Here is a 237-nt window from a genome sequence, read left to right as displayed (position 1 = left end):
TCAAGGCCTTCACCGACGCCAATCCCGAGACAACCAACCAGGGCCGGTTCCTGGCGAGCCGGCCCGTCCCCGCCTCTTGGGTCGGCGTCAGCTACTGGGCAATCCACCCCTATACTCTGACCAATGCCCAGGGGGCGACGCAGATCGTGAAGTTCAAGCTGTTGCCGAAGGGCGGCGAAGTCGGGTTGAGCGACGAGGACGCCAAGGGCAAGCCGGCCGACTTCCTGGTCGACGAGT

General features: G+C 65.0%; 1 pseudogene. It reads left to right on the top strand.

The features are described 5' to 3' along the window. Positions 1 to 237, top strand: a pseudogene (locus AX750_RS03365) (catalase); the annotation flags it as partial.

Source organism: Methylobacterium sp. CCH7-A2, from assembly GCF_001557075.1.
Taxonomy (GTDB): Bacteria; Pseudomonadota; Alphaproteobacteria; order Rhizobiales; family Beijerinckiaceae; genus Allobosea; species Allobosea massiliensis.
Note: the sequence above shows the minus strand (reverse complement) of the source record. Positions and strands in the feature narration are given on the sequence as shown.